19 protein-coding genes and 1 pseudogene are annotated in these 25,107 nt (G+C 71.1%); 9 read left to right on the top strand and 11 right to left on the bottom strand.

All coding sequences use genetic code 11. The features are described 5' to 3' along the window. Position 1: 1 nt before the first annotated feature. Positions 2-1,240: an ATP-binding protein gene (locus KBX34_RS16735; RefSeq protein ID WP_210795175.1), complete on the bottom strand. Its 1,239-nt coding sequence runs from the start codon at positions 1,238-1,240 to the stop codon at positions 2-4. 182 nt (positions 1,241-1,422) lie between these two features. Between KBX34_RS16735 and KBX34_RS16730 the strand changes: the two genes are divergently transcribed. The 3 genes and pseudogenes from KBX34_RS16730 (at position 1,423) to KBX34_RS16720 (ending at position 5,305) form a co-directional block, all read left to right on the top strand. After that, positions 1,423-3,246, top strand: coding sequence for a PspC domain-containing protein (locus tag KBX34_RS16730; protein WP_210925753.1), 1,824 nt, complete (start codon positions 1,423-1,425; stop codon positions 3,244-3,246). Continuing rightward, positions 3,243-3,488: pseudogene (locus KBX34_RS34275) on the top strand (hypothetical protein); the annotation flags it as partial. The gene KBX34_RS16730 and the pseudogene KBX34_RS34275, both read left to right, overlap by 4 nt. A 563-nt stretch (positions 3,489-4,051) precedes the next feature. Beyond that, positions 4,052-5,305, top strand: a complete 1,254-nt coding sequence (locus KBX34_RS16720) for a phosphatidylserine decarboxylase (protein WP_210795178.1) — start codon at positions 4,052-4,054, stop codon at positions 5,303-5,305. 126 nt (positions 5,306-5,431) lie between these two features. Here KBX34_RS16720 and KBX34_RS16715 read toward each other — a convergent pair whose 3' ends face one another. From KBX34_RS16715 to KBX34_RS16705, 3 genes are all read right to left on the bottom strand, one after another. Continuing rightward, positions 5,432-6,370 carry a phosphatidylcholine/phosphatidylserine synthase gene (locus KBX34_RS16715; protein ID WP_210795180.1) on the bottom strand — a complete coding sequence of 313 codons (939 nt, stop codon included), beginning with the start codon at positions 6,368-6,370 and terminating at the stop codon, positions 5,432-5,434. 347 nt (positions 6,371-6,717) lie between these two features. After that, on the bottom strand, positions 6,718-7,620 hold the full coding sequence (locus tag KBX34_RS16710; RefSeq protein WP_210925751.1) for an NUDIX hydrolase: 903 nt from the start codon (positions 7,618-7,620) through the stop codon (positions 6,718-6,720). A 575-nt stretch (positions 7,621-8,195) separates the two neighbouring features. Continuing rightward, positions 8,196-9,146: an NUDIX hydrolase gene (locus tag KBX34_RS16705; protein WP_099848569.1), complete on the bottom strand. Its 951-nt coding sequence runs from the start codon at positions 9,144-9,146 to the stop codon at positions 8,196-8,198. 143 nt (positions 9,147-9,289) lie between these two features. Between KBX34_RS16705 and KBX34_RS16700 the strand changes: the two genes are divergently transcribed. Beyond that, positions 9,290-9,610 (top strand): PspC domain-containing protein, encoded by a 321-nt coding sequence (locus KBX34_RS16700; protein ID WP_210925749.1) that lies wholly within the window; start codon positions 9,290-9,292, stop codon positions 9,608-9,610. A gap of 7 nt (positions 9,611-9,617) precedes the next feature. On the opposite strand, the gene guaA is transcribed toward KBX34_RS16700, so the two are convergent. Together guaA and KBX34_RS16690 are read right to left on the bottom strand one after the other, a co-directional pair. Beyond that, positions 9,618-11,174 (bottom strand): glutamine-hydrolyzing GMP synthase, encoded by a 1,557-nt coding sequence (gene guaA, locus KBX34_RS16695; RefSeq protein ID WP_099848573.1) that lies wholly within the window; start codon positions 11,172-11,174, stop codon positions 9,618-9,620. 66 nt (positions 11,175-11,240) lie between these two features. Then, positions 11,241-12,938, bottom strand: coding sequence for an FAD-dependent oxidoreductase (locus tag KBX34_RS16690; protein ID WP_210925747.1), 1,698 nt, complete (start codon positions 12,936-12,938; stop codon positions 11,241-11,243). Positions 12,939-13,099: 161 nt separating this feature from the next. On the opposite strand from KBX34_RS16690, the gene KBX34_RS16685 reads away from it, so the two are divergent. After that, positions 13,100-14,203, top strand: coding sequence for an LCP family protein (locus tag KBX34_RS16685; RefSeq protein ID WP_247668365.1), 1,104 nt, complete (start codon positions 13,100-13,102; stop codon positions 14,201-14,203). 6 nt (positions 14,204-14,209) lie between these two features. On the opposite strand, the gene KBX34_RS16680 is transcribed toward KBX34_RS16685, so the two are convergent. Both KBX34_RS16680 and KBX34_RS16675 read right to left on the bottom strand, forming a co-directional pair. Continuing rightward, the gene (locus KBX34_RS16680) at positions 14,210-15,667 is read right to left on the bottom strand and encodes a M1 family metallopeptidase (protein ID WP_210795192.1); all 1,458 of its coding nucleotides are present in this window, start codon (positions 15,665-15,667) and stop codon (positions 14,210-14,212) included. Between the two features lie 110 nt (positions 15,668-15,777). Further along, a complete protein-coding gene (locus KBX34_RS16675) occupies positions 15,778-17,199 on the bottom strand; it encodes a M1 family metallopeptidase (RefSeq protein WP_210925746.1) in 1,422 nt (473 codons plus the stop codon). Between the two features lie 184 nt (positions 17,200-17,383). Here KBX34_RS16675 and KBX34_RS16670 point away from each other — a divergent pair, with 184 nt between their 5' ends. Further along, positions 17,384-18,493 carry a sugar phosphate isomerase/epimerase gene (locus tag KBX34_RS16670; RefSeq protein ID WP_210925743.1) on the top strand — a complete coding sequence of 370 codons (1,110 nt, stop codon included), beginning with the start codon at positions 17,384-17,386 and terminating at the stop codon, positions 18,491-18,493. A gap of 72 nt (positions 18,494-18,565) precedes the next feature. Here the strand turns inward: KBX34_RS16670 and KBX34_RS16665 are convergent, their stop codons facing one another. Continuing rightward, positions 18,566-19,684 (bottom strand): GuaB3 family IMP dehydrogenase-related protein, encoded by a 1,119-nt coding sequence (locus tag KBX34_RS16665; protein ID WP_088950166.1) that lies wholly within the window; start codon positions 19,682-19,684, stop codon positions 18,566-18,568. 30 nt (positions 19,685-19,714) lie between these two features. Further along, positions 19,715-21,277, bottom strand: coding sequence for an IMP dehydrogenase (gene guaB, locus KBX34_RS16660; RefSeq protein WP_088950167.1), 1,563 nt, complete (start codon positions 21,275-21,277; stop codon positions 19,715-19,717). A 186-nt stretch (positions 21,278-21,463) separates the two neighbouring features. Between guaB and KBX34_RS16655 the strand changes: the two genes are divergently transcribed. Then, complete coding sequence (locus KBX34_RS16655; protein ID WP_088950168.1) at positions 21,464-21,883, top strand: DUF5319 domain-containing protein; 420 nt, start codon at positions 21,464-21,466, stop codon at positions 21,881-21,883. A 191-nt stretch (positions 21,884-22,074) separates the two neighbouring features. Here KBX34_RS16655 and KBX34_RS16650 read toward each other — a convergent pair whose 3' ends face one another. After that, positions 22,075-22,893 carry a helix-turn-helix transcriptional regulator gene (locus KBX34_RS16650; protein WP_099848589.1) on the bottom strand — a complete coding sequence of 273 codons (819 nt, stop codon included), beginning with the start codon at positions 22,891-22,893 and terminating at the stop codon, positions 22,075-22,077. A gap of 253 nt (positions 22,894-23,146) precedes the next feature. On the opposite strand from KBX34_RS16650, the gene KBX34_RS16645 reads away from it, so the two are divergent. Both KBX34_RS16645 and KBX34_RS16640 read left to right on the top strand, forming a co-directional pair. After that, entirely contained in the window at positions 23,147-23,530 is a 384-nt protein-coding gene (locus KBX34_RS16645) for a WhiB family transcriptional regulator (protein ID WP_088952018.1), read from the top strand. A 757-nt stretch (positions 23,531-24,287) separates the two neighbouring features. Further along, positions 24,288-24,848 carry a hypothetical protein gene (locus KBX34_RS16640; protein ID WP_210925741.1) on the top strand — a complete coding sequence of 187 codons (561 nt, stop codon included), beginning with the start codon at positions 24,288-24,290 and terminating at the stop codon, positions 24,846-24,848. The last annotated feature ends 259 nt before the right edge of the window (positions 24,849-25,107 follow it).

Genomic DNA, 25,107 nt, shown 5'->3' with positions numbered 1-25,107 from the left:
GTCATCTGTTCCTCTCCGCTGCGGACGAGTCCCGGGAGATCGGCAGGATCAACCGAACCTCGGTCCCCTCCCCCGGGCCGGACCGGATCTCGGCCCGTCCGCCGTGCCGCTTCATCCGCCCGATGATCGAGCCGCGTACGCCGTGCCGGTGGTCCTCCACGGTATCCGGATCGAAGCCCTTGCCCCGGTCCCGGACGAAGACGCTGACCTGATCCGGCTCCACCTCGGCGTAGAGCGACACGGTCTGCACGCCAGCGTGCCGGGCCGCGTTCACCAGCGCCTCCCGCGCGGCCGCGACCAGCGCCCCGACCTTCTCGTCGGTCTCCCGGTCCCCCACCACGACGGTCTCCACGGTGATCGCGAAGGTGTCCTCGACCTCGGCGGCGGCCTGCTCCAGAGCGGCGGCGAAGCGTTCGCTGGGCGACGCGGTGGGCTTGTAGAGCCAGTTGCGCAGGGAACGCTCCTGCCCTCGGGCCAGCCGCTGCACCGTCTTGACGTCACCGGCGTTGCGCTGGATCAGCGCCAACGTGTGCAGCACCTGGTCGTGCACCATCGCGGCCAACTCGGCCCGCTCCTGCTCGCGGATGCGCCCCTCGCGCTCCGAGCGGAGCTGGCTGTACGTCCGCCAGAGCACCGGCGCGGCGACCACGCCGACCCCGGCCAGCCCGACCAGCGCGAAGATCACGCCATTGATCACCGCGTCGAAGTTCTGCGCCGGCGAGTAGACCGCCGCGACGCCGATGATGCCGACCGCGACCAGCACTCCCCCGCCGATGAACCGGAGCACGAAGGCCCGCCGGTCACTCTCCTCGACGACCGCGCCGAGCCACGGCACCGGCATCGTGTCGCCCCACTGCCGCCGCCGTTCGGGCGCGGACTGGTGCCAGATGACCCCGGCGCCGACCGCGATGATGGCCACCAGCCAGCCGGCGGTGCCCGCCGCGCCGACCGAGTCGAAGACAATCACCTGGATCAACAGGACACCGAGCCCGATCCCCACGAACGGCAGGAGCTGGGCCACGTCGCGCCGGAGCGGCACCGCGGTGTCACCGGGCCGCAGCGGCACCACGGCCCAGAAGGCCGCGTAGAGCAGCAGGCCGAGCCCACTCAGCCCGAGCAGCACCATGAACGCGACGCGCACCCGCAGCACCGAGATGCCGAGATGGTCGGCGATACCGGCGGCGACGCCGGCGGCCATCCGGTGCTCCGGTGCGCGGTAGAGGCGCGGAGGCGAAGTCACGGTGCTGATCGGAAGCTCCCTGTCACGGTGGCGGGATGGGTCGAGGTCGGTGATTCGATCGTCACACGCTGCGGCGCTCACGACCACGGGGACGCCCCCGACATTCCGGCCCCCGGATCTCAGGGTGGGGTCAGGGTCGGGTCCTGAGGTCGAACGGGTGCACCGGGCAGCAGGATCGAAGCATGACCGAGGAAGCTGCCCCGCCACCCCGTCCCGGGTCGGCACAACCGGGAGGCACATCGCCGCCCACACCGGCCGCGACGGCCGGCGGATGGACCGAGCCCGGCACGTCCGGTCCGCACCCCGGCGCATCACCTACCGATCCGTACGGCGGCTACCCGCCGCCCCCCGGCCCGGGCCCCAGCTTCGCGGCCGGCACCGGTTACGGAGCCGGCGGCGCCGCGGGCACACCACCCGGGCAGGGTGGCGGTCCCGGTCCGTCCGCGCCGCCACCGCCGCTGGGCGGCACCGGCTTCACCTCGCGGTACGGGCTGGTCCGGCCACGCGAGGGACGGTATCTGGCCGGCGTCTGCGCGGCGATCGGGCGAGCCACCAATACCGATCCGGTGCTGTGGCGGGTGCTGCTCGCGGTGCTCGGGTTCTTCGGGGGCATCGGCATCCTGGTGTACGTCGCCGCCTGGCTGATCATCCCGAACGAGGGCGACACCGCGTCCCCGGTCGAGTCGATGCTCGGGCGCGGGCGTTCCAGCATGTCGCCGGTGACCGTGATCGTCCTGGGCATCCTGGTCGCGGCCAGCTTCGGCTACATCGTCACCGACGCCTTCCGTGCGGTGCTGCTCGGCGCGGCCATCCTGGTCGCCGGCGCGCTGCTGCTCAACCGGGACAGCCGCAACTCGCAGCCCGGTGCTCCGAGCGGGCCGGCGCCGTCCGCGCCGACCGGCTCCCCGCCCGGTCCCGTTCCGCCGGTGACCTGGCCAGCGCCGTCGTACGGCGTCGCGCCGTCGACCGGCCCGCTGACGACGACACCGGGGGCCGGCGGCGATCCCGCGTACGTCACCGCGACGACGGGGGGAACACCCACCATGGCGTACGACGTGCAGCCGACCGCTGGTCCGCAGCTCTCCGCCCCCACGCAGCCGGTGTCCGGGGTCGGTCCCGTGTCCGGAGTTGGTCCCGTGTCGGGGCAACCGGCCGGCACGACGGCTGTCCAGCCCGACTGGCCGACACCTTCCACCGGCTGGCCGAGCACCGCCGCCCCCAGCGTCGGCTGGCCGTCGGCACCCGTGACCGGCGCACCCGCTGCCCCGTCCGGCTATCCGACCGCCCCTCCGCCGTCCGGATACCGGCCTCCGTTCGCGCCGCACGGCCCGTACGCCTCGCCGACTCCGGCCGCGCCCCCTCCGCCCAAGCCACCCAAGCCGCCGAAGCGCCCCAAGGAGCGTTCGCCGCTCGGCGCGGTGACCTTCTCGTTGATCTTCCTGGTCCTCGGTGTGGTCGCCCTGCTCGACCTGCTGGACGTCTTCGCCATCAGCGCCTCGTCATACTTCGCGGCCGCGTTGGCCACGATCGCGCTGGGGCTGCTGGTCGGCACGTGGTTCGGCCGGGCCCGCTGGCTCATCGCGCTCGGCCTGGTGACCGCGGCGGCGCTGGGCACGGCGACGGTCGCCGAGTCCTACGACCGGATCCGGGGAGTCGACGGTGCGGTGACCTGGGCGCCCACCGACTATCGCGACCTCGCCGACCGATACGAGAACAGCTTCGGTGACGCGGTGCTCGACCTGCGCGGCATCGACTTCACGAAACGGGACAGCCAGGTCACAGTCGCCATCAACTTCGGCCAGGCGACCGTTGTCGTACCGCCGAACGTCGACGTCACCACGGTGGCCGACGTCAACGCCGGCGACGCCAACATCTTCGGCAACCGGTCCGGCGGGTTGGACGGTCGCCTGCGGGAGACCACCGACGTCGGCGCGGACGGGCCCGGCGGCGGGACCCTGCGCCTCTACGTCCACGTCAATGCCGGAAATCTGGAGGTGACCCGGTGAAGGCTCACCGCACTGATCTGGTGTCTTTCGCCTTCGGGCTCGTGTTCCTGGCGCTGTCCGGCTGGTGGCTGCTCGCCCAGCTGCTCGGGCTCGCGCTCCCCGCGGTCGGCTGGTTCCTGGCCAGCGCACTCATCCTGATCGGGGTCTTCGGGCTGGTCGGAGCCCTGCGCTCAGGCCGGTCGCCGCAACCGGAGGCGACCACCGAGGCCGCTGCCACCGAGACCGCTGCCACCGTCTCCGGCGCGAACGCACCCGTCTCCGGTGCGGCCGCCGTACCAACCGCTGGTGCCGCCGTACCGACCTCCGGCGCCCCGCTGCCGGTCTGGGAGGCCGAACGGTCCACCTGGGACGTTCCCCCCTCGGGTCCGAAACCGTGGGACGTTCCCGCCTCGGGTCCCACACCGGAGGCGCCGACCGCCGAGGTGATCCACCCCGCCTGGCTGGCTCATCCGCCCTCCGAGGAGCAGACCGCACCGGTCTCCGGCCCGCCCGACGACCGGAACGAGGAGCCGACCCTCGGGATCGACACCCGACCGGCCCCGGCGGAGGGGGACGAGCCGACCCGCCCCGACCACCCGGTCGAGGCCGTCGGCGACCAGTCGGCCGACGAGCGGGACGGCCGACGCGGGCAGGGGTGACCTTGGGCGCCTGCCGGGGTGGGCGTACTCCACCGCTACGGCGGTGCGGCTGACGCGAACGGACGCATATGCTGGCCGGTGGAGATCTCGCCTCCGCCGGCCGGCCCGTCCCGCCATGGCGGTCCCGCCGCGATTCCCGTCTCTACCCCGTCAGGAGCCCGCCCGACATGACCCAGTCCCCCGCCGTGCGTACCACCGGCCGGTCCGGTCCGGTCCGCATCGGCGAGCGAGCCGCCCGTACCCTCGTCACCGAGCTGGCCCGGATCAACGATCCCAAGGCCGCCCTGCTGGTCGGGGCGAGCCCGGAGTCCGCAGTGCTGGCCGCGGCGATCGACGCGCTGCTCCCCGGTGACCGGCTCACCGTGGTGCCCGCCGAGCCGTTCGGCGCTGCCGCGCTCCGCGAGCACATCACCGCCCAGGGTCGCTGGGTCGCCGACCGGGTGAGCGTCGTCGACTCGCTGGCCGAGGCCGAGCCCGCCGGGGTCGTCATCGCCGGCGAGGTGTTCGCCGGCACCGCCGAGGAGACCCGCAGCGGCATCGAGGGCCTGGCCAAATACCTCTCCGACGGCGCGGTGTTGAGCGTGGCGACCATCGCCATGCCGGGCCGGACCACCGGCGCGGCCACCGAGCTGGCTCGACAGGACGCGCTCTACGGCGTCGGCGCCGACCTGGTGCTGCGCAACTCGCCACCGGTGCGGGTCTACCGGCTGCGGTTCACCCCGGCCAGCCCGGCCACGGCCGACAGGTTGGCCCCCGCGCACCGCCCGTCGAGCGTTCCGCTGACCCGCGGCATGCACATCGACTCCAACGGCGTGGCCGCGGCGGGCATCGCGCTGGGCCTCGCGGCGCTGGCCCGGGTGGCGCGTCCGTCGTCCAAGCTCTGGCTGCTGCCGGCGCTGGCCGCCGGGCCGGTCGCCGCGTTCTTCCGCGACCCCGAGCGGGACGTGCCGGAAGACCCGAGCGCCGTGGTCGCCAGCGCGGACGGCAAGGTCCTGTCGGTGCAGCGGCTGCACGACGAGCGTTTCGGCGACGGCGAGTGGCTCCGGGTCGCGGTCTTCCTGTCGGTGCTGGACGTGCACGTCAACCGGTCCCCGGTCGCCGGCAAGGTGGTGGACTACTTCGTCGCCGACGGCGGCTTCGTCAACGCGATGAAGCCGGACGCCGAGCACAACGTGGCGGCGTACACCGTGCTGGACACCGCTCGCGGCACGGTGGTGGTCGCGCAGCGCACCGGGCTCATCGCCCGCCGGATCGTGCAGCGCGCGCCCATCGGCGCGCTGCTGGCCAGGGGCGAGCGCTTCGGGCTGATCCGGTTCGGCTCCCGGACCGACGTCTACCTGCCGGCCGATGCCGCTGACCCGCTGGTCGGGCCGGGCGACAAGGTCGTCGGCGGTTCCACGGTCATCGCCCGCTGGCGCTGACCCACGAACGAGGAAAGGGGCGCCGCTGTCCGCGGCGCCCCTTTCTCGTTGCTGCAATCAAGTGGTACGTGGTGCTGTGCTCAGGTGGTGCGGCGTGCTGTGCTCATTTGGCGCGATGTGCTGGGCTCAGGCGGTGCGACGCTGCCGCAGCCAGAGCACCGGCCCGCTGACCAGGTAACCCACCACGATCAGCGCGAACGTGATCCGGATGTCGACCAGTGCGCCGATCACCGGAGCCAGCCAGAGCCACGGGGGCAGCTTCACCAGGCGGGCGAGCTTGGCGTACGGGAAGCTCGAAACCATCGCGAAGGCCAGCAGCGCCACCCCGGCGACCAGCACGGCCCCGGGCACCGGCAGGCCGATCGCCACGGTCAGGGCGAGCACCGCAGCCGCCATCGTGGTCGGCACGCCGCAGAAGAAGCGGCCGTCCTTCGGCGAGACGTTGAAGCGGGCCAGTCGAATAGCGGCACAGGCCGCGACCAGGGCGCACGCCACCGCCGCCGCGGCGGTGGAGACGGAGCCGGCGAGCGAGGCGTAGACCACGACCGGCGCGGCGAGACCGAACGAGCACATGTCGGCGAGCGAGTCCATCTGCGCGCCGAACGGGCTGGCCACCCCGAGTCGGCGGGCCAGTGCGCCGTCCAGACCATCGAAGGCGACGCAGGCGATCAGGCAGAGCGCGGCGATGCGCACCTCGCCCTGCATCGCCAGGAAGATGGCCAGCATGCCGAGCATCAGGCTGGCCAGCGTGCAGGCGTTGACCAGGCCGAACTTCATCCGACGGGCGATGGTGCGCTCGCCGGGAAGCAGCGGGATGGTCGCGGCGGACGCCTCGTCGGCGTACGCCATCGGCGGCATCGCCGGGCTGACCGGCATCACCGCCTCGATCTCCGCCCGACCGACGTTGACAGCCGGCCGGCTGAGCCGGTCCAGGCCGTAACGACGGCGCTGCCGGTCGGCGTACCGGTGCTCGGTAGGAACCAGGTCGGTCCCGTGCAGGTCGTCGTCACGACGACCGACCCGGACCAGGAGCACCTGGCGGGCGAACGTGCTGCTGCGGCGCAACCTGCCCGCCCAGCGACGCCCTGCGGGGCGCGGACTGTCAGTAGTACGACGCCGGCGCCATGGGGCTCTCGGCACGTTTCCTCCATCACCGGATCGGCTGACCGCCGTGGGGGGCGGGTGTCCGGCTGTCTCGTGCCGGACCTTGCGTGGCCCGGCAGCCGTTTTGCGGAGTACACCATCGCATGGGAGAACATGGCTTGGCGATAGCTGCCGGCGGTACTTATATCTGGCTTAAACCGCTCGAACCGCTCGCTTGTTCCCATCCCGGGCTTCATCGCCCGTTTCCTCCACCATTCCCGCCTTTGACTGTACCGGAGGGTCACCAGTTCGGCTCACCGAGCGGCGTGCTATCGGCCACTCTGTCCGATTGCCAGCGCAGCGATGTCGCTCAACGGCAGGTCAACAGCTTCGGCGCGGGTGAACCAGCCGGCCCTCGCCGTCGAGCCCCCTGCGGATTCGGTGACCACCGCATCGGTAGGTACGTCCACCAACACCCGATAGATCACCCGTACGCCGTGCCAGTCCAACGGCCGACCTTCCGGGCCGAGCGCGGCAGGGTTGTGCAGATTGTCCACCCCGAGAAGCTCGACCACCCGACCGAGCTGACCACCCTCCTCGACCAACTCCCGGAGCAACCCGGTGGTCGGCTGCTCACCGTGATCGGTACCCCCACCGGGCAGGTGCCACAAGCCAGCCCCCGGATAGCCGTCCGCGATCTGCGTGAGCAGGATCCGCCCTGCCGGATCGGTCACCAGCCCGTACGCCCCGAAGCGCAGCCGGCGATCGGGGTGCGGCGGCGGAAACGACTGACCCGGCCGGTGCGACCCGGGCGGCAGCGGCGTGACCGGCAGGCCGAGCATTTCGGCGGTGAACGGTGTCAGCGACAACCCCGCCGCCTCGGCCAGGGTGAGCCAAGCAACGCGATCAACCAACCCACCACCAGCCTCAGCCGCCGGCTCATCACGCTGGGTCAACTCGAAGAACAGCCGGTCGGTGTGCAGCGAGACGTCCTCCGGATAGCTGGTCACGTCTGCGACCACCGCCCGCAGTCGACCCGCCGCAACGGTCAGCCCGGTCTGCTCGGCGACGGCACGAACCACGGCACGCTCGGGATGCTCGGCGTGCGCGACGGCACCTCCCGGCAGCCGCCACACCTCGGGAAACTCACCGCCCACCCCGTCCCGAACCACCAGCACCCGATCGCCATCCCACAGAACCCCATAAACCCCAACCCGCCGCAAGAACCCCATCCCCGCCCACTCCCGCCCGCCCACCAAGCCCACCAAACCCGTCGATCATGAAGTTATAGCCGTCCATCTCGGCGTGTCCTGACAATAACTTCATGATCAACGGGGCGAGGCGGGCAGGAGGGGTGCCCCGACGGACCTCGACCTGTGGCGCCGACCCTCCGCACCGGGCTGCGTTCAAACCGGCCTCAGCTCCGAAGGACCGCCCCCTTGCCGGAGGGTGCCCTTTCTGCGGATATGTCCGTGCTGCGTCAGGTCAACGCGTGGCTACGAGGCCGCTCAAGCAATGATCGACTCGGTTTTGCGGAAATCGGGGTGTCCTGGTGCTGGGATACCGCGACTTCAATGAAACCGAGTCAATCATTCGGCCGCAGCACTTCGCCGCGGGATTGCCGGGTATCCACACCCGCACGACCACACGCCCGCAAAACCGCCGGCAGCACGCAGCACGCAGCACGGACATCCCCGACGCCAGGCAGCGCGGCCGCGGTCACCTGCGCGCGCCTGACGCGAGATGCACCGAGCCCGCATCACCGCAGGTCACACCGGCGCCAGAACGAGGCCGGGATGACCACGGATCAGGTGAGCTGGGCGGCTTGGACTGCTTCGGCGGTCACCTCGGTGAGGTGGTGGGTGGGGAGAGCGCCCAGCTCCTCCCGCCCGAACCAGCGGGCCTCGCAGGTGGAGCCGCCCACGTCGGCCACGGTCAGCGGGTTGGGTTGGTCGACGACGACGCGGTAGAAGGCGCGCACCCCGTGCCAGTCGATCGGGTAGCCCTCGGGGCCGAGTGAGGCGGCGTCGCGGTGGCTGGCCACTCCGAGAAGCTCGACCAGGCGGCCGGTCTGCCCGGTCTCCTCGACCAGTTCGCGGATGAGGGCCGCTCCGGGCTGCTCGCCGTAGTCGGTGCCGCCGCCGGGCAGGTGCCAGCAGCCGGCGCCGGGGTAGCCGTCGGAGACCCGGGTGAGCAGCACCCGGCCGGCCGGGTCGGTGCAGACGGCGTACGCGGCGAAGCGCTGCGCCCGGTGCAGCCCGTCCGGGCCGGGCACCGCGTAGAACGAGGGGAACTCGGGTGCCTCGTCGGGCACCACGTCGGCCGAGGAGGCGGGCAGCCCGAGGGCGCGTGCGGTGAACGAGCGCAGGGGCAGCTCGCGCGCCTCGTCGAGCGTGTACCAGCGGGCCAGGTCGGTGGGACGCTCGCCGACCCGGTCGGCCAGTGTGCCGCCACGCACCGCCACCCGGTAGATCAACCGGTCGGTGTGGATGGTGATGCCGCGGTCCGGCAGTGCGCGCATGTCGGCGAGCACGTCGGCCAGGCCGGAGACGGCGACCGAGAGGCCGGTTTCGGCGGCGGTTTCACGGACGACTGTGTGGTTCGGGTCCTCGCCGTGGTCGACCGCCCCGCCAGGCAGCGACCACGTGCCGGGGGTGCCGGAGCGCTCCGATGCGCGGACCAGCAAGACTCGGCCTCTTGAATCAGCACAAACTGCGTATGCCGCGATCCTGCGGAGCGGCTCCAGCAAGGTGGTCACGGGACCAAATTCTCCCCGCGCCTGGTTACCGGAACGGAAAAGAGTCGGATTCCTGACTGTCTGACACCGATCAGGGATCGGTCAGGGTAAGGATCCGGGCGGTCACCGAGGGCGGGCCGGTCGCCAGCGCGGACAGTGGGGTCATGACATCGACCACCGCTCCCCACGCCCCGTACAAGCAGCTCCGGCGACCCACCACCGACCGCATGATCGCGGGGGTCGCCAGCGGCATCGGCCGCTACTTCGCCATCGATCCCACACTGGTCCGGGTGCTCTTCGCGGTCAGCGGCCTGCTCACCGGCGGGCTGGCGCTGTTCGCGTACCCGATCATGTGGTTCCTGATGCCGGAGGAGCCCACCGGCGCGCCGGCCTGGCCGCACCCGGCGGGCACCGCGCCGCAGCCCAACGCCCCGACGCCGCCCTACCCGCCGACGACCCCGTTCAACACGCCGCCGGCCGCCTGAGCGGCGCCTACTCCCACTCGATGGTGCCCGGCGGCTTGCTGGTCACGTCCAGGACCACGCGGTTCACCTCAGCCACCTCGTTGGTGATCCGGGTGGAGATCCGGGCAACCACCTCGTAGGGCAGTCGTGACCAGTCAGCGGTCATGGCGTCCTCGCTGGAGACAGGGCGCAGCACCACGGGGTGCCCGTAACTGCGCCCGTCTCCCTGCACACCGACGCTGCGGACGTCGGCGAGCAGCACCACCGGGAACTGCCAGACGCCGCGGTCCAGGCCGGCGGCGGTCAGCTCCTCGCGGGCGATCAGGTCGGCCTCGCGGAGCAGGTCGAGGCGCTCCTGGTTGACCGCGCCGATGATCCGGATGGCCAGGCCGGGGCCGGGGAACGGGTGGCGCCAGACCATCGCCTCGGGCAGGCCCAGCTGGAGGCCGAGCGCCCGGACCTCGTCCTTGAAGAGGGTGCGCAGCGGCTCGACCAGGGCGAACTTCAGGTCCTCGGGCAGACCGCCGACGTTGTGGTGGCTCTTGATGTTGGCGGTGCCGGTGCCGCCGCCAGACTCCACCACGTCGGGGTAGAGGGTGCCCTGGACGAGGAACTCGACGTCGCCGTGCGAGGCGATCTCGCGGGCGGCGGCCTCGAAGACCCGGATGAACTCCCGGCCAATGATCTTGCGCTTCTGCTCCGGGTCGGTCACGTCGGCCAGCGCGCCGAGGAACCGGTCGGTGGCGTCGACCACCTTCAGCTTGATGCCGGTGGCGGCGACGTAGTCCTTCTCCACCTGCTCGGCTTCACCGGCGCGCAGCAGGCCGTGGTCGACGAAGACGCAGGTGAGCTGGTCACCGACCGCCTTGTGCACCAGCGCGGCGGCGACCGCGGAGTCCACCCCGCCGGACAGGCCGCAGATGACCTCCTTGTCGCCGACCTGGGCGCGGATCCGGGCAACCTGCTCGTCGATGATGTTCTCGGGCGTCCAGGTCGGCTCGATGCCGGCGATGTCGTACAGGAAGCGGGTCAGCATCTCCTGGCCGTGCGCGGTGTGCCCGACCTCCGGGTGGAACTGCACGCCGGCACGCCGGCCGGCCAGGTCCTCGAAGGCGGCGACCGGCGCGCCCGCCGACTCGGCGGTCACCGTGAAGCCCGCGGGGGCCTCGGTGACGGCGTCACCGTGGCTCATCCAGACGGGCAGGTCCGCCGGGAGGTCGCGCAGCAGCACACCGGGTTCGAGCAGGCGGGGGCGCAGCGGCGTACCGCCGTACTCGCGGTTGCCGGTCTTCGCGACAGTGCCGCCGAGCGCCTGGGCCATCGCCTGGAAGCCGTAGCAGATGCCGAAGACCGGCACGTCGGCGCTGAACACGCCCGCGTCGATCTGCGGCGCGTCAACTGCGTAGACGCTGGCGGGGCCACCGGAGAGGATGATCGCGGCGGGGTTCTTCGCCAGCATCTCGGCGATCGGCATCGAGTGCGGCACGATCTCGGAGTAGACCTTCGCCTCACGGACCCGGCGCGCGATGAGCTGGGCGTACTGGGCTCCGAAGTCCACCACGAGGACGGGGCGAGGCAGGCTCATGTGCGCAAATCCTACCGACAGTCACGGCCGCGCCCGGCACCGGCTCGCCCCCCGCGCCCGCCGGCCTCAGGGCCGCAGCGCGCCCGGGGCGTCCGTCGGCACCGCCGGGTGGTGCGGGGGTACGGGTGCCAGCCGGCGGTACGGGGACCCGAGCGTCGGGCGGGGGTCCTCCTCGCCCCGGTTGGGCCAGAAGGACATCGCCCGTTCCGCCTGCGCGGTGATCGTCAGCGACGGGTTCACGCCGAGGTTGGCCGAGACCGCAGCGCCGTCGACGACGTGCAGCCCGGGGTGCCCGTACACCCGGTGCCAGGGGTCGACCACCCCGTCGGCCGGGGTGGCGCCGATGGGCGCCCCGCCGAGGATGTGCGCGGTCACCGGGATGTCGAACGGCTCGGTGAGTGAGCCGCCGGGGGTGCCGCCGATCTCGTCGGCGAGCAGTCGGGCGGCAATGTTGCCGGCCGGGATCCAGGTCGGGCTCGGGGTGCCGTGGCCCGGGCCGGTGACCAGTCGACGACCGAACAGGCCGCGCCGCCACCGGGTGGTCAGTGAGTTGTCCACCGACTGCATCACCAGGGCGATCACCGTCCGCTCCGACCAGCCGCGCACGGACAGCATCCGGGCGGCCAGCCGTGGCTGGCGCACGATGCTGCCCAGCCAGCGGCGTACCCGGTGGGGACCGCCGTCGACCAGCAGCGACTGGAGCAGCCCCATCGCGTTGGAGCCGCGCCCGTAGCGGACCGGTTCGATGTGGGTCTGCGGGTCGGGGTGGAACGAGCTGGTGATCGCCACGCCGTCGGTGAAGTCCAGCCCTTCGGCCCGGGCCTGCTGGCGTGCCACCGAGGCACCCAGGATCGCCTCGGAGTTGGTCCGGGTCAGCTCGCCCAGGCGGGGCGAGAGCCCGGGTAGCACGCCGTCGTCCTTCATCGCGTGCAGCAGCCGTTGGGTGCCGAGCGCTCCGGCGGCGAACACCACCTGGTCGGCGTGGATCACCTGGCGGCGGTGACGCACCCAGGCGCCGGTGCGGACGGTGTGCACCTCGTACCCGCCCTCCGCGGCGGGTTTGACGGCAGTCACCGTGGTCAGCGGGTGCACGACGGCGCCCAGCCGCTCGGCGAGCCAGAGATAGTTCTTGACCAGGGTGTTCTTCGCCCCGTGCCGGCAGCCGGTCATGCACCCGCCGCAGTGCGAGCAGCCGGTGCGCTCCGGCCCGGCGCCGCCGAAGTACGGGTCGGCGATCCGCTCGCCGGGGCGGCCGATGTGCACGCCCACCGGGGTGGCGTGGAAGGTGTGCCCCACCCCCATCCGCTCGGCCACCGCCCGCATGGCCCGGTCCGCGCCGGTGTTCACCGGGTACGTGGTGACGCCGAGCATCCGCTTCGCCTGGTCGTAGTGGCGGGCCAACTCGTCGCGCCAGTCGGTGATGTCCCGCCACTGTGGGTCGGTGTAGAAGGGCGGCAGCGGCTCGTAGAGGGTGTTCGCGTAGACCAGTGAGCCGCCGCCCACCCCGGCTCCGGAGAGCACCAGCACACCACCGCCGGAGCGCTTCGCGGCCGGGCGGAGCAGGGTGATCCGCTGGATGCCGTAGCAGCCCAGTTTCGGCGCCCACAGGAACCGGCGGGCACGCCAGGACGTCTGCGGGAACTCGTCGTCGGCGAAGCGTCGGCCGGCTTCCAGCACAGCGACGGAGTAGCCCTTTTCGGAGAGGCGGAGCGCGGTGACGCTGCCGCCGAAGCCGGACCCGATGACGACCACGTCATACCGCATGGATGCATCATTACTCGCCAGTAGCGCTCGCGCTAGCGCCCGATTTCGCGCGATCATGCTCCGGCCGACCGACCCGGCGCCTTCCGGCCGCAACCCGGAGCACCCGTCGGAGCGTTGTTCACCAGACAGGTGGAGGGAATTTTCAGATGATCCTCGGGTCGATGGCACCGCGCCGACGGTGGTTGCTGCTGGGGTTGACGGCCCTCGCGGCCGTCGCGCTGATCGCGGCCGGGGCGGTGGTGATCACCCGGCTGACCAGCGACAACAAGCCGGGCGGCGCTCCGGTGGCCGGCTCGCCGACGCCGACGCCGATTCCGACGCCCACCCCGAGCCCCAGCGGCCCACCGCCGGGCGCGGACATCACCGGCCCGCTCAACCTGCTGCTGGTCGGCGTGGACACCCGGGTCAGCGTGCCCGGATGGGAACCGCACTCGGACGCCGTGCTGGTGCTGCACGTGCCGAAGGGGTTGGGCCGGGCGTACCTCTTCTCGCTCCCCCGCGACCTGCTGGTGGACATCCCGGCGTTCCCGAAGGCCGGCTACAAGGGCGGCAAGACCAAGCTCACCCACGCGATGAGCTTCGGCAGCCGGGTGCCGGGCAAACCCAAGGAGCCGAGCACCGCCCAGGGGTACGAGCTGCTGCGCAGCACGGTCGCCGGGTACACCGGGCTGCGGATCGACGCCGGTGCGGTGCTCACGTTCAACGGGTTCGACAAGCTGGTCAACGCGCTGGGCGGGGTGGACATCTACGTCGACCAGCGGGTCGAGTCGATGCACCGCCGACCGGACGGCAAATACCGGGAGAGCGTGCCGGGCGGTTACACCGGTCCGCAGCAGGTCTACGAGAAGGGCGAGCAGCACCTCAACGGCTGGCAGGCACTGGACTACGCGCGGCAGCGCTACATCACCGGCGGCGACTACGCCCGGCAGCGTCACCAACAGCAACTGATCAAGGCGCTGACCAGCAAGATCCTGGACGAGGGCCTGGCCCGGCAACCGGAGCGGGTCGACCAGGTCGTCGCGGCGCTGGGTAACACGCTGATCTACGTGGGTGGGCGGCGGATCGTCGACATCGCGTACGCCCTCGGTGGGATGCCGGAGAACAAGTTCGTGCTCGTCGGCCTGCCCGGGTCCGGCGTCGGCAAGGGCAGCGCCTACCGCGGCGAACAGCTCACCGCCGTCGGCCGGAAGTTCATCACCGAACTCCGCGCCGGCCGCGCCGACGCCTACCTCGCCGCCAACCCCACCCTGGTCGTCAAGAACTGACCCCGCTCAGAGCCGCTTGGGCAGGGCCGGCTTCTTCGTGCCGTACAACCAGGCGTCGAAGAGCGCGTCGAGCTGCTTGCCGGAGACGCGCTCGGCGAGGGCGACGAACTCCGCCGTGGTGGCGGTGCCGTTGCGCTTCTCCGCCGCCCAGGTCTTGACGATCTCGAAGAACGCCTTGTCGCCCACAGCCACCCGCAGGGCGTGCAGGGTCATGCCGCCGCGCTGGTAGACAGACTCGCTGAACAACTCCTTGGCACCAGGCTTGCCCGGCGGCGTCTTCCACACCTGAGCGGACATCCGGGCGTACCGGTTGTCGAAGGCCTTCTTGGCCGTGTACGTCCTGGTGTGCTCGGCCCAGAGCCACTCCGCGTACGTCGCGAAGCCCTCGTTGAGCCAGATGTCCTCCCACCTGGCCAGCGCGACACTGTCACCGAACCACTGGTGCGCCAGCTCGTGCGCGACCACCTCGGTGTTCTCGCCCTGCCGGAAGAAGCCGGCGGAGTAGACCGGGCGGCTCTGCGTCTCCAGCGCGTACGAGATCCGGCTGTCGGTGACCACCACACCGCCGTACGCGTCGAACGGGTACGGCCCGAACACGCTCTCCAGATAGTCGGCCACCTTGACGGTCTGGGCGATCGACGTGTCGGCCGCGCCCTTGGCCACGTTGGTGGCGACCGCGTTGTAGACCGGGCGACCCTTGTGCTCGCCGGTGGTGATCCGGAACTTGCCGATCACCAGCGTGCTCAGATAGCTCGCCATCGGCGACTTCTCCGACCACTTCCAGGTGGTCCAGCCGTCCTTGCTGGCCTTGCCGCCCGGCACGCCGTTGCTGACCGCGGTCAGACCGTCGGGCACTGTGACCTCGAAGTCGTACGCCGCCTTGTCGGACGGGTGGTCGTTGACCGGGTACCAGGTGCTGGCCGACTCGGGCTGGCCCAGGGCGATGGCACCGTCCGGGGTGTGCAGGAACCCGCCCTCACCGAGCGTCTCGTTCTTCAGCGGCTTCGGCACACCCTCGTAGGTGACCTCGGCGACGAACCCGTTGCCGTTGATCAGGCCGGAGGCCGGCTTGACCACCAGCTCGTTCCGCTTCCGCTCATGGGTGGCCGGCGCGCCGTCCACGGTGACCGTGGTGACCGTCAGGCCGGCCAGATCGAGGTTGAACGTCGACAGGTCGGTCGTCGCGGTGGCCTGCACCGTGGTCGTACCGGTCAACCGGTCCTTCGCCGGGTCGTAGCGCACCTTGACCGTGTACCGCCCGACGTCGTAGCCGCCGTTGCCGTAGGTCGGGAAGTAGGCGTCCCCGACCCCCTCGGCACCGGCATTGAACGTCCGTGCCGGGGTGGGCGACGCGCTCGGCGCCGACGCCGCCTCCGGGGCCGACGAGTCGCATCCGGACAGTGCGAGCGCCCCGGTCACCAACAGACCGACGCCCATCCGTAGGTCGTGCCGCGTCACCCGCATCTCGAACCCTCCCCGGTACGGTCGCGGTGACGGCGTCCACCGCTCCGCGCGCACGTACGGTCCCCCGCCGTCCGCAGGCGGGAGCATATCGACCGGCCATCACGGCTCCGTCACGGCAGTGTGGGCGCTGATCCACCCACCAACCAGGCGTCGAAGAGCGGTCGAAGCTGCCGCCCCGCCACCCGCTCGGCCAGCGCGACGAGGTCCGAGGTGGTCGCGTTGCCCGCCGCCCGCTCGCTGGTCCAGGTCCGCAGGAGGCGGAAGAACGTGTCGTCACCGACGGTCCGACGCAGCGCGTGCACTGCGAGTGCCCCCCGCTTGTAGACGGCCGTGCCGAACATCGACTCCCGGCCCGGCTCGACCGACGGCTGCGACCAGTCGGTCGCCGCGTACTGGAGCTCGAAGTTGCGTTGCGCGGTCCGGCCGCCGTCGTGCTCCTCCCACAGCCACTCCGCGTAGCTGGCGAAGCCCTCGTTGAGCCAGATGTCGCTCCACCTGGTCAACGACACACTGTCGCCGAACCACTGGTGGGCCAGCTCGTGCGCCACAACGCTCGGGTTGGGTTGGTCGTCCGCAAAGAAGGCGGGCCCGTAGACCGGGCGGGACTGGGTCTCCAGCGCGTACCCGATCCGGTCGTCGGCGACCACGATCCCGCCGTACGAGTCGAACGGGTACGGGCCGAACCGGCTGGCCAGGAAGTCGACGATCGCCCCGGTGCGGGCCAGTGAGCTGGCCGCGCCGCCGTTCGCGGGCAGGCTCGCCGCCACCGCCGTGACCATCGGTCGGCCGGCGTGCGTGCCGGTCACCACCCGGTAGTCGCCGATCACCAGGGTGCTCAGGTAGCTGGCCATCGGGGCTCGCTCCGACCAGTGCCAGGTGGTCCAGCCGTCGGCGCTGCTCTTCGGGCCGGGCACACCGTTGCTCAGTGCGGCCAGGCCATCCGGGACGGTCACCGCCAGGTCGTAGGTGGCCTTGTCCGACGGGTGGTCGTTGACCGGGAACCAGGTGGCGGCCGAGTCGGGTTGGCCAAGTGCGACAGCGCCGTCGGCGGTGTGCAGGAAACCCCCGCTGCCCAACGACCCGTCGACCACAGCCGTGGGCACACCCGCGTAGTCGACCGCCACGGTGAACTGCCGGCCGCGCGGGAGCCCGGCGCGCGGGGTCACCACCAGCTCGCCGTCGCCGCGCCGGTGGTCGGCTCGTGCGTCGGCAACGGTGACCGCGCTGACGGTCAGGCCGGCCAGGTCCAGGTTGAACCGGGACAGGTCCTGGGTGGCCGTGGCCGTGATGACGGCGCGACCGTTCAGCCGGTCCGTCGACGGGTCGTAGCGAACGTCGAGGTCGTAGTGCGAGACGTCGTAGCCGCCGTTGCCGCGCCCCGGCACGTACGGGTCGCCCGCGTCGGCCGCGCCGGGGCTGAACCCGTCGCTGTCGCCCGTACAACCGGTCGTGGCCAGTCCGACGACGCAGGTCAGCGTGGCGGCGATTGCGGCCAACCGACTGCCGGCCGATCTCCGTCCGGTCCGGACCATGCACACCCCCTGCGGTACCTCCGGTCAGGACGAGCGTAGTCAGCGCCGCAGGCGACACGGCCCGTATTGACGATCATCAGTAACTTTCGTTGAATCAAACAAAAGTAGCCGTCGATCGGTACTTTCTTTCGACTTTGACCGACGTTAGTGTCGATCTCCGACCACCGTCGCGAAAGGTGGAACCATGCCAGACCACACCGCACCCGACGCCACCCCCACCGGCCGACTCAGCCGTCGGTCCCTGCTCGCCGCGTCCGCCGGCGCAGCCGCCGCGATCGGCGCGGCCGGCCTACCGGTCCTCGCCACCGGCACCCCCGCGCTCGCCAAACCCAAGGGCAAGCTGCGGGTCGAGCCGCTGATCCCGGCGAAGAACCGCGGCATCATCCTCTACAGCGTCCGCGACCGGATCACCGCCGCGCCCGACGACAGTGGAGTGCCCTACGGTTTCGAGCGCGTCCTCGCCCGGCTCGCCGAGATCGGCTACAAGGAGATCGAGTTCGCCGGCTACACGCAGAGCACCGAGATCCTCGGCCGGCAGATCACCCCCACCGAGATCCGCAAGATCCTCGACGACAACGGTCTGGTGGCCAACGGCACCCACACCTCGATCCAGCCGGCCACCTTCCAGCAGCAGCTCGACATCGCCGAGGAACTCGGCATGAAGAACATCGGCACCGGCAGCGACCCGACCAGCAGCGCGTACAAGGCCGAGTGGGACGCCGCCGCCGACATCTGGAACGAGCTGGGCCGGCAGGCACGGGCCCGGGGCATGCGGCTGTACACGCACAACCACGACGCCGCGTACAGCTTCCTGATCGACCGTGGCCCGCGCGACGCGCAGGGCCGGCAGACCCGGTCGTCCGGCATCCGCCGGCTGGAGTACTTCTTCGAGATCACCGACCCGCGGTACGTCTTCTTCGAGCTCGACATCTACTGGGCCTACGTGGCCCGCTACAAGCACCAGAAGTACGTCGACCCGGCCGGCCAGGAAGTGACCGACCTGTTCGACCCGATCCTCACCGTGGCCGACCGGACCACCCGGTTCCCGCTCTTCCACGCCAAGGACGGCGACCGGGACACCAGTGTTCCCAACGGATACCAGATGACCCCGCTGGGCGAGGGTGACCTCAACTTCCAGCAGTTCTTCCAGACCATCGGCGAGCGGAACTTCCACCACGCCAACTGGGAGATGGACACCGCCCCCGGCGGTGCCGACAACAAGGGCCAGTCGCTCGACTTCGCGGCGATCAGCTACCGCAACATGTCCGACCTGACCATCTACCTGGACAAGTGACTCCCGGCTGAACGCGACGAAGGCCGGCCCCGCAGCACCGCGGGGCCGGCCTTCCGGCGTCTGAGAGAAGGGTCAGCGGTCGAGGACCAGGCCGACCTTCTGGAACTCCTTCAGGTCGCGGTAACCGCACTTGGCCATCGCCCGACGCAGCCCACCGAACAGGTTGAGCTGGCCGTCGGCCTCGTCAGCCGGCCCGAAGAGCAGCTCCTCCATCGACCCGAGCGGCTCACCGGCAACCTCGAACGCGCCCCGAGGCAGCGACGGGTGACTTGCCGCCGAGTGCCACCAGGCACCACCGGCGGGGGCCTCCTCGCAGAGCGACAGCGGCTCACCGAGCATCACCGCGTCCGCACCGCAGCCGAGCGCCTTGGCGATGTCACCCGAGGTCTGGATGTCACCGTCGGCGATGAGGTGCACGTACCGGCCGCCGGTCTCGTCCAGATAGTCGCGGCGGGCCGCCGCCGCATCCGCGATCGCGGTCGCCATCGGCACCCGGATCCCCAGCACCGACTCGGTGGTCGACCACTCGTCGCCACCGATGCCCACGATGACCCCGGCCGCACCGGTACGCATCAGGTGAAGGGCGGTCTTGTAGTCCGTGCAACCGCCGACGATCACCGGCAGGTCGAGGTCGGCGATGAACTCCTTGAGGTTCAACGGCTCATCGGTGGTCGACACGTGCTCGGCCGAGACGATGGTGCCCTGGATGACCAGGATGTCCACCCCGGCGTCCAGGATCACCGGAGCCAGCGCCAGGGTGTGCTGCGGGGAGACCCGCACCGCCACAGTGCCGCCACCGGCGCGCAGCTCACGAACCCGCTCGGCGATCAGGTCCGGGCGGATCGGCTCGGCGTACACCTCCTGGAGCTTCTTGGTGGCGCGGGCGTCCTCGTCGAGGCCGGCCAGCTCCTCCAGCACCTTGGTCGGGTTCTCGTAGCGGGTCCAGAGCCCCTCGACGTTGAGCACACCGAGGCCGCCGAGCTCACCGAGCCGCACCGCCGACGCCGGGCTCATGGTGGCGTCGGAGGGGTGGCCGACGCACGGGATACCGAACGGGTACGCGTCGAGCTGCCAGGAGGTGGAGACGTCGTCGACGTCCCTGGTCCGGCGGCTCGGCACGATGGCGATGTCGTCCAGGTGGTAGCCGCGCTGCGCGGTCTTGCCCAGCCCGATCTCGACCACGTCACGCATGGGGGACTCCAGATGGTTGGGGGTGGTGGGTCAGCGGGTGTGGTAGTTGGGCGCCTCGACAGTCATCTGGATGTCGTGCGGGTGGCTCTCCTTCAGCCCGGCCGCGGTGATCCGGATGAGCTGGCCCCGGCGGTGCAGATCGGGGATGTTCTCCGCACCGGCGTATCCCATGGCCAGTCGCAAACCGCCGACCAGCTGGTGGGCGACCCGGGAGAGCGGCCCCCGGTAGGGCACCTGACCCTCGACGCCCTCCGGGACGAGCTTGTCGTCGCTGAGCACGTCCTGCTGGAAGTAGCGGTCCTTGCTGTACGACTTGGCCTGACCCCGGGACTGCATCGCGCCGAGCGACCCCATCCCGCGGTAGGTCTTGAACTGCTTGCCGTTGACGAAGATCAGCTCGCCGGGGCTCTCCTCGCAGCCGGCCAGCAGGCTGCCGAGCATCACCGTGTCGGCGCCGGCCACCAGGGCCTTGGCGATGTCGCCGGAGTATTGGATGCCACCGTCGCCGATCACCGGCACGCCGGCCGGCCGGGCGGCACGGGCCGCCTCCATGATCGCGGTCACCTGCGGCACACCGACACCGGCGACGATCCGGGTGGTGCAGATCGCGCCCGGACCCACGCCCACCTTGACGCCGTCGGCGCCGGCGTCGACCAGCGCCTTCGCGCCGGCGTACGTGGCCACGTTGCCGCCCATGATGTCGACAGTGACGTCGGCCTTGAGCCGGCGGACCATGTCCAGCACGGCCCGCTGGTGACCGTGCGCGGTGTCCACGATCAGCACGTCGACGCCCGCGTCGACCAGGGCACGGGCCCGCTTGTACGAGTCCTCACCGACGCCGATGGCGGCGGCGACCCGGAGGCGGCCGGCGTCGTCCTTGCTGGCGTCCGGGTACTGCTCGCTCTTGGTGAAGTCCTTCACGGTTATCAGGCCACGCAGCCGGCCCGACTCGTCGACGATCGGCAGCTTCTCGACCTTGTGCTGGCGCAGCAGCGCGAGAGCGTCGTCCTTGCTCACGCCCACCCGGGCGGTGACCAGCGGGGTGTGGGTCATGATCTCGCGGACCGGGGTGTCCGGCTCGGAGACGAAACGCATGTCGCGGTTGGTGACGATGCCGACCAGCTGGCCGTCGCCGTCCACCACGGGGACGCCGGAGATGCGGTAACGCCCGCACAGCTCGTCGACCTCGCGCAGCGTGTCGTCAGGGCTGGCGGTCACCGGGTTGGTGATCATGCCGGACTCGGAGCGCTTGACCAGGTCGACCTGGAGCGCCTGGTCCTCCATCGAGAGGTTGCGGTGCAACACGCCGATGCCGCCCTGGCGGGCCATGGCGATCGCCATCCGGGCCTCGGTCACCGTGTCCATCGCGCTGGAGAGCAGCGGAATGGACAACTCGACGTTGCGGGTGAGCTTCGTCCGGGTGTTGACCCGACTGGGCACCACGTCCGACTCGCCCGGCTGGAGCAGCACGTCGTCGAAGGTGAGGCCGAGCGGAACCACCCGGGCGGAGCCAGCCGGCAGCTCGGGCAGGTGGCCGCCCAGGTCGGCGTGCTCCACGCCGGCCGGAAGATCGGTGCTGGGCGAATTTTCCACGATTGCTCCCCTGAGCTGCTCGGATGGGCTTCAGCGAGGTGGCGCGGGCGGGCACCGGAGCGCGCCACGGTGCCGGCACGTCGCCTCATCGTACCCAGTGACCTGGGCGACCCGTCTGTGGCGGCCCGGCCCGGCGCACGGCCCGGGGGGCGGACGTCCGCGCCGCGTTGGGTCTACGGTGAAGGGGTGCACGACGAGCCCATCGACCCGTTCAATGGCGACCCGGCCGATCCCACAGCGGGTCTGGATGAGCCGGGCGATGACCCGACGCCGGATCCGCTGACCGACGTCGAGCGGCAGGACGTGCTGGAAGACCTCGCCGACCTGGAGATCTACCAGGCCCTGCTCGCCCCGATCGGGGTCCGTGGCCTGGTGATCGAATGCGAGGACTGCCGAGAGCCCCACTACTTCGACTGGGACCTGCTCCGGGGCAACCTGCGCCACCTGCTCAACTCGGGCCGCCCCCGGGTGCACGAGCCCGCGTACGACCCCGACCCGGACCACTACGTGACCTGGGACTACGCCCGGGGCTACGCCGACGGCGTGCACGACACCCTGACCGAGGGCACCGAGGACGAGCCGGGCACCCCGACCGCAACGCAGTGACGGTCGGGTGCGTGGACGCCGTTTGATGGTGCCGTGCGGCGCCTGCCGGTGACCGTGACGTGCGGCGTGGCGCTCGCCGATGACTGCGCGGCAGCGCGGCGTGGCGCGTGCCGGTGGAGTGCGGCGCAGCGCGGCGTGGCGCCTGCCGGTGGAGTGCGGCGTGGCGCGTGCCGGTGACCGTGGCGTGACCCTCAGGCGACCAGCCCGGCGCGGAAGCCGGCTGCCACCGCGTGCGCCCGGTCCCGGGCCCCAAGCTTGCGGAACAACCGGCGAGCGTGCGTCTTGACCGTGTCTTCCGAGACGAACAACTCCCGGCCGATCTCCGCGTTGCTCTTACCCTCGGCCATGCCGAGCAGCACCTGAAGCTCGCGCTCGGTGAGCCCGATCGACGCCCGGGTGGGCCGGGCGTTCGCAGCCGGCCGGGCCGGATCGGTCTGATCCGCCGACGACTCGCCGGTCGCCGACTCGGCCTCGTCGTCCCCCCGCTGCACCGGCACCGACGGCATCCCCGCCGACCCGTCGCCGGGCGTTGCCGGCCAGCCGGGCTCGCCGGAGCCACGCGGGGACGGCCCGGAGCGACCAGAACCGCCTACCGCCGCGGCATCCCGGGCCGGATCGGTGATCCGCTGCCGGGAGGCCCGGCCGGGCGCTGTGAGCAGCAGGAGGGCCTTGGCCACCGCGCTGGTCAGGTCGTGGTCGACGTTCTGAATGAGACCGCGGGCACCGGCGCTGATGGTGGCCGCCGCCGCCTCGGACTCTTCGGTGCCGAGCAGCAGCACCGCGGCCTGCGGCGCGCGGGCCAGGACCCGACGAACGAAGCCGGCGCTGTCCGGCCGGGTGAGGGCCGTGTCGGCCAACACCACGTCGGCCGGTCGCTCGGCCAGCCGCAGCATCACCTCAGGATCGGAGACTGCGGTACGAACAATTGCTGACAACCCCAGCCGCGCGGCAGCAGAAGCAAGGTGCTGGGCCGCGAGTGGTGTCCGAACGCACACAAGGACGGTACGCACTGTGGTCTCCTCTCCGCCAACGAGCAGACCATGACGGGGTCGGCTCGGGAGGGGGTTCCCGGCAATCCTTCGAACTTTTCCGACAGATAGGGCAAAAGCCGCAATTTGTAGGACGTTTTCGATCACACACGTGTGAGTCGGCTGCGGCCCGGGTACCGGGAGGTCCAGGCCGGGAACGGTGCGCCTGCGCGGCCCGCCGCACGGATGCCGGCCACAAGGATTCTCGCGGAGCCGCGCGGGAGGAGGGGTGCTGATGTCGAACGTACGTAGACTGCCCGGACCCATCGTCGATCTCTGGGACTGGCAACGGCTCGGTGCCTGCCGAGGGCGGGACAGCGCCCAGTTCTTCCACCCGGACGGCGAGCGTGGCTCCTCCCGACTGCGTCGCGAGTCCGCCGCCAAGTCGGTCTGTCGCGCCTGCCCGGTCCGGGCCGAGTGCGCCGCACACGCGCTGTCGGTCCGTGAGCCGTACGGCGTGTGGGGCGGCTTCAGCGAGTCGGAACGACTGCGACTGCTCGCCGTCGGCTGGGAGGACCTGGCAGACCGCCGGCACGCCCGGGTCGACGTCGCACGGCTGGAGGCCCGACTGGGTCACCCGCACAAGTCGACCGTCCCAGCCCAACGCAACGTCGCCTGACCCGACACATACCTGACGTCCGCGAAACCGCGTCCCTGGTTCGGGGGCGCGGTTTCGACGTCTCCACCCCTGGGCGGCCTCAACATCCCCGGGTCCTAGGCGGCTCGGCCTCCCCCGCCCGGGCCCGTGGAAAGCTCCAACATCCGCATGATCGACACGAGTTCAATGATGTCGGGGTGTCCCGCCGTCTCGGACACCTCGATATTGGCAAAGCCGAGTGGATCATGCCCAGAACGGAACGGGCTGAGGCCGGCCGCGCCGCCGTATGGGAGGTTTGTCCGGTCTGAGGGGTTGAGCCGAGAGCGCCGATGGCCGCGGTACGAGGTTCGGGGCGTTTGGCCTGTGACCGGGTGCACCGGTGGGTCGGAATGATGGCCGGGGCGGGGTCGTTACACACTCTGATGATCGCAGGACCACCGCCTCACCGCCCCGCCTACGGGTTGGTAGCGGGGTTGGAATGCCGACCCGGCCCGCATCGTTGAAGCCTCCCCAGCCCCGCCCCATCGGGTGCCACGGAATGACCCGGCCCCCGGAATGACCCCGGACCCCCGGTCGTTACACATGGACCCGGCGCCCGAGCCCTCCGGCTCGCAGGCCGCCGACCCGGCCCCCGCAAGCCCCCCCGCTTGGCGGTGCCGATCTCCCTAAGACTTTTTTCCTTTGTTTGATGCAGCGCCGGACGAGGTGCTCACACCCCTTGTGTCGCCGACCCCCATTGGCGGTGCGGGTGTTTCCTACCCCCGAAGGAGCTACCCCCATGAACACGATCTTCCGTAAGAGCATGGTGTCTGTTGCTGGTCTCGCGTTCGCCGGTGGTGTCTTCGCCGGCCCGATCGCCGCCCACGCCAACCCCGTGGATGCCAAGCCGGTCGCGGTGGCGGTGCAGTCGGCCGCCCCGAAGCCCCAGGGCGACCAGTCCCACATCACCCTCAACGATGAGCAGACCGCCAACGTCAAGGCGATCATCGCCGCCACGAAGAAGGCCGGCCTGCCTGAGCGCGCCGCGGTGATCTCGATCGCGACGAGCCTGCAGGAGTCGAAGCTGGAGAACCTGGGCCACCTCGGCGACGCCAATGACCATGATTCGCTGGGCCTGTTCCAGCAGCGCCCGACCAGTGGTTGGGGCACCCCGGAGCAGATCACCGACCCCGCCTACTCCACCACCGCGTTCCTCAAGGGCCTCCGCCAGGTCGACGGCTGGCAGGACATGGCGCTGACCGACGCCGCGCAGACCGTCCAGGTCTCCGCCTACCCCGACGCCTACGCCCAGTGGGAACAGCAGGCCACCGACCTGGTCGGCCAGCACTGGAACAGCTGACCCACCAACACACACCGCACAGCACAGCTGGCCGGCACCCCCACCCGGGGTGCCGGCCAGCGGCATATCCCGCACAACCACAAGAACACCGACAACCAGGCCCGGCAGACCTTGGACACTTTCCGTCAGCGCGGCGGGCTCAACCGGTGGTTGCAACACCCTTCCGTGATGTTCGTTGGGGTGGTTATGGCGTCGAGGTTGAGTCCGTTTGAGCGGGAGCAGATCGGGTTGGGTCGGGCTGCGAGTGAGTCGTTGCGGT

This window comes from Micromonospora sp. M61 (assembly GCF_018070245.1).
In the GTDB taxonomy this organism is placed as follows: Bacteria; Actinomycetota; Actinomycetes; order Mycobacteriales; family Micromonosporaceae; genus Micromonospora; species Micromonospora zamorensis.
The sequence above is the reverse complement of the archived record's forward strand: the minus strand, read 5'-3'. Positions and strand labels throughout refer to the sequence as shown.

Bases quoted from the DNA above. Each gene is read 5' to 3' on its own strand.
- KBX34_RS16730 (WP_210925753.1), top strand. From the start codon at position 1,423: ATGACCGAGGAAGCTGCCCCGCCACCCCGTCCCGGGTCGGCACAACCG.
- KBX34_RS16640 (WP_210925741.1), top strand. From the start codon at position 24,288: ATGAACACGATCTTCCGTAAGAGCATGGTGTCTGTTGCTGGTCTCGCG.
- KBX34_RS16685 (WP_247668365.1), top strand. From the start codon at position 13,100: ATGGCACCGCGCCGACGGTGGTTGCTGCTGGGGTTGACGGCCCTCGCG.
- KBX34_RS16690 (WP_210925747.1), bottom strand. From the start codon at position 12,938: ATGCGGTATGACGTGGTCGTCATCGGGTCCGGCTTCGGCGGCAGCGTC.
- KBX34_RS16710 (WP_210925751.1), bottom strand. From the start codon at position 7,620: ATGGGGTTCTTGCGGCGGGTTGGGGTTTATGGGGTTCTGTGGGATGGC.
- KBX34_RS16670 (WP_210925743.1), top strand. From the start codon at position 17,384: ATGCCAGACCACACCGCACCCGACGCCACCCCCACCGGCCGACTCAGC.
- KBX34_RS16700 (WP_210925749.1), top strand. From the start codon at position 9,290: ATGACATCGACCACCGCTCCCCACGCCCCGTACAAGCAGCTCCGGCGA.
- KBX34_RS16675 (WP_210925746.1), bottom strand. From the start codon at position 17,199: ATGGTCCGGACCGGACGGAGATCGGCCGGCAGTCGGTTGGCCGCAATC.
- KBX34_RS16720 (WP_210795178.1), top strand. From the start codon at position 4,052: ATGACCCAGTCCCCCGCCGTGCGTACCACCGGCCGGTCCGGTCCGGTC.
- KBX34_RS16680 (WP_210795192.1), bottom strand. From the start codon at position 15,667: ATGCGGGTGACGCGGCACGACCTACGGATGGGCGTCGGTCTGTTGGTG.
- guaA (WP_099848573.1), bottom strand. From the start codon at position 11,174: ATGAGCCTGCCTCGCCCCGTCCTCGTGGTGGACTTCGGAGCCCAGTAC.
- KBX34_RS16665 (WP_088950166.1), bottom strand. From the start codon at position 19,684: ATGCGTGACGTGGTCGAGATCGGGCTGGGCAAGACCGCGCAGCGCGGC.
- KBX34_RS16645 (WP_088952018.1), top strand. From the start codon at position 23,147: ATGTCGAACGTACGTAGACTGCCCGGACCCATCGTCGATCTCTGGGAC.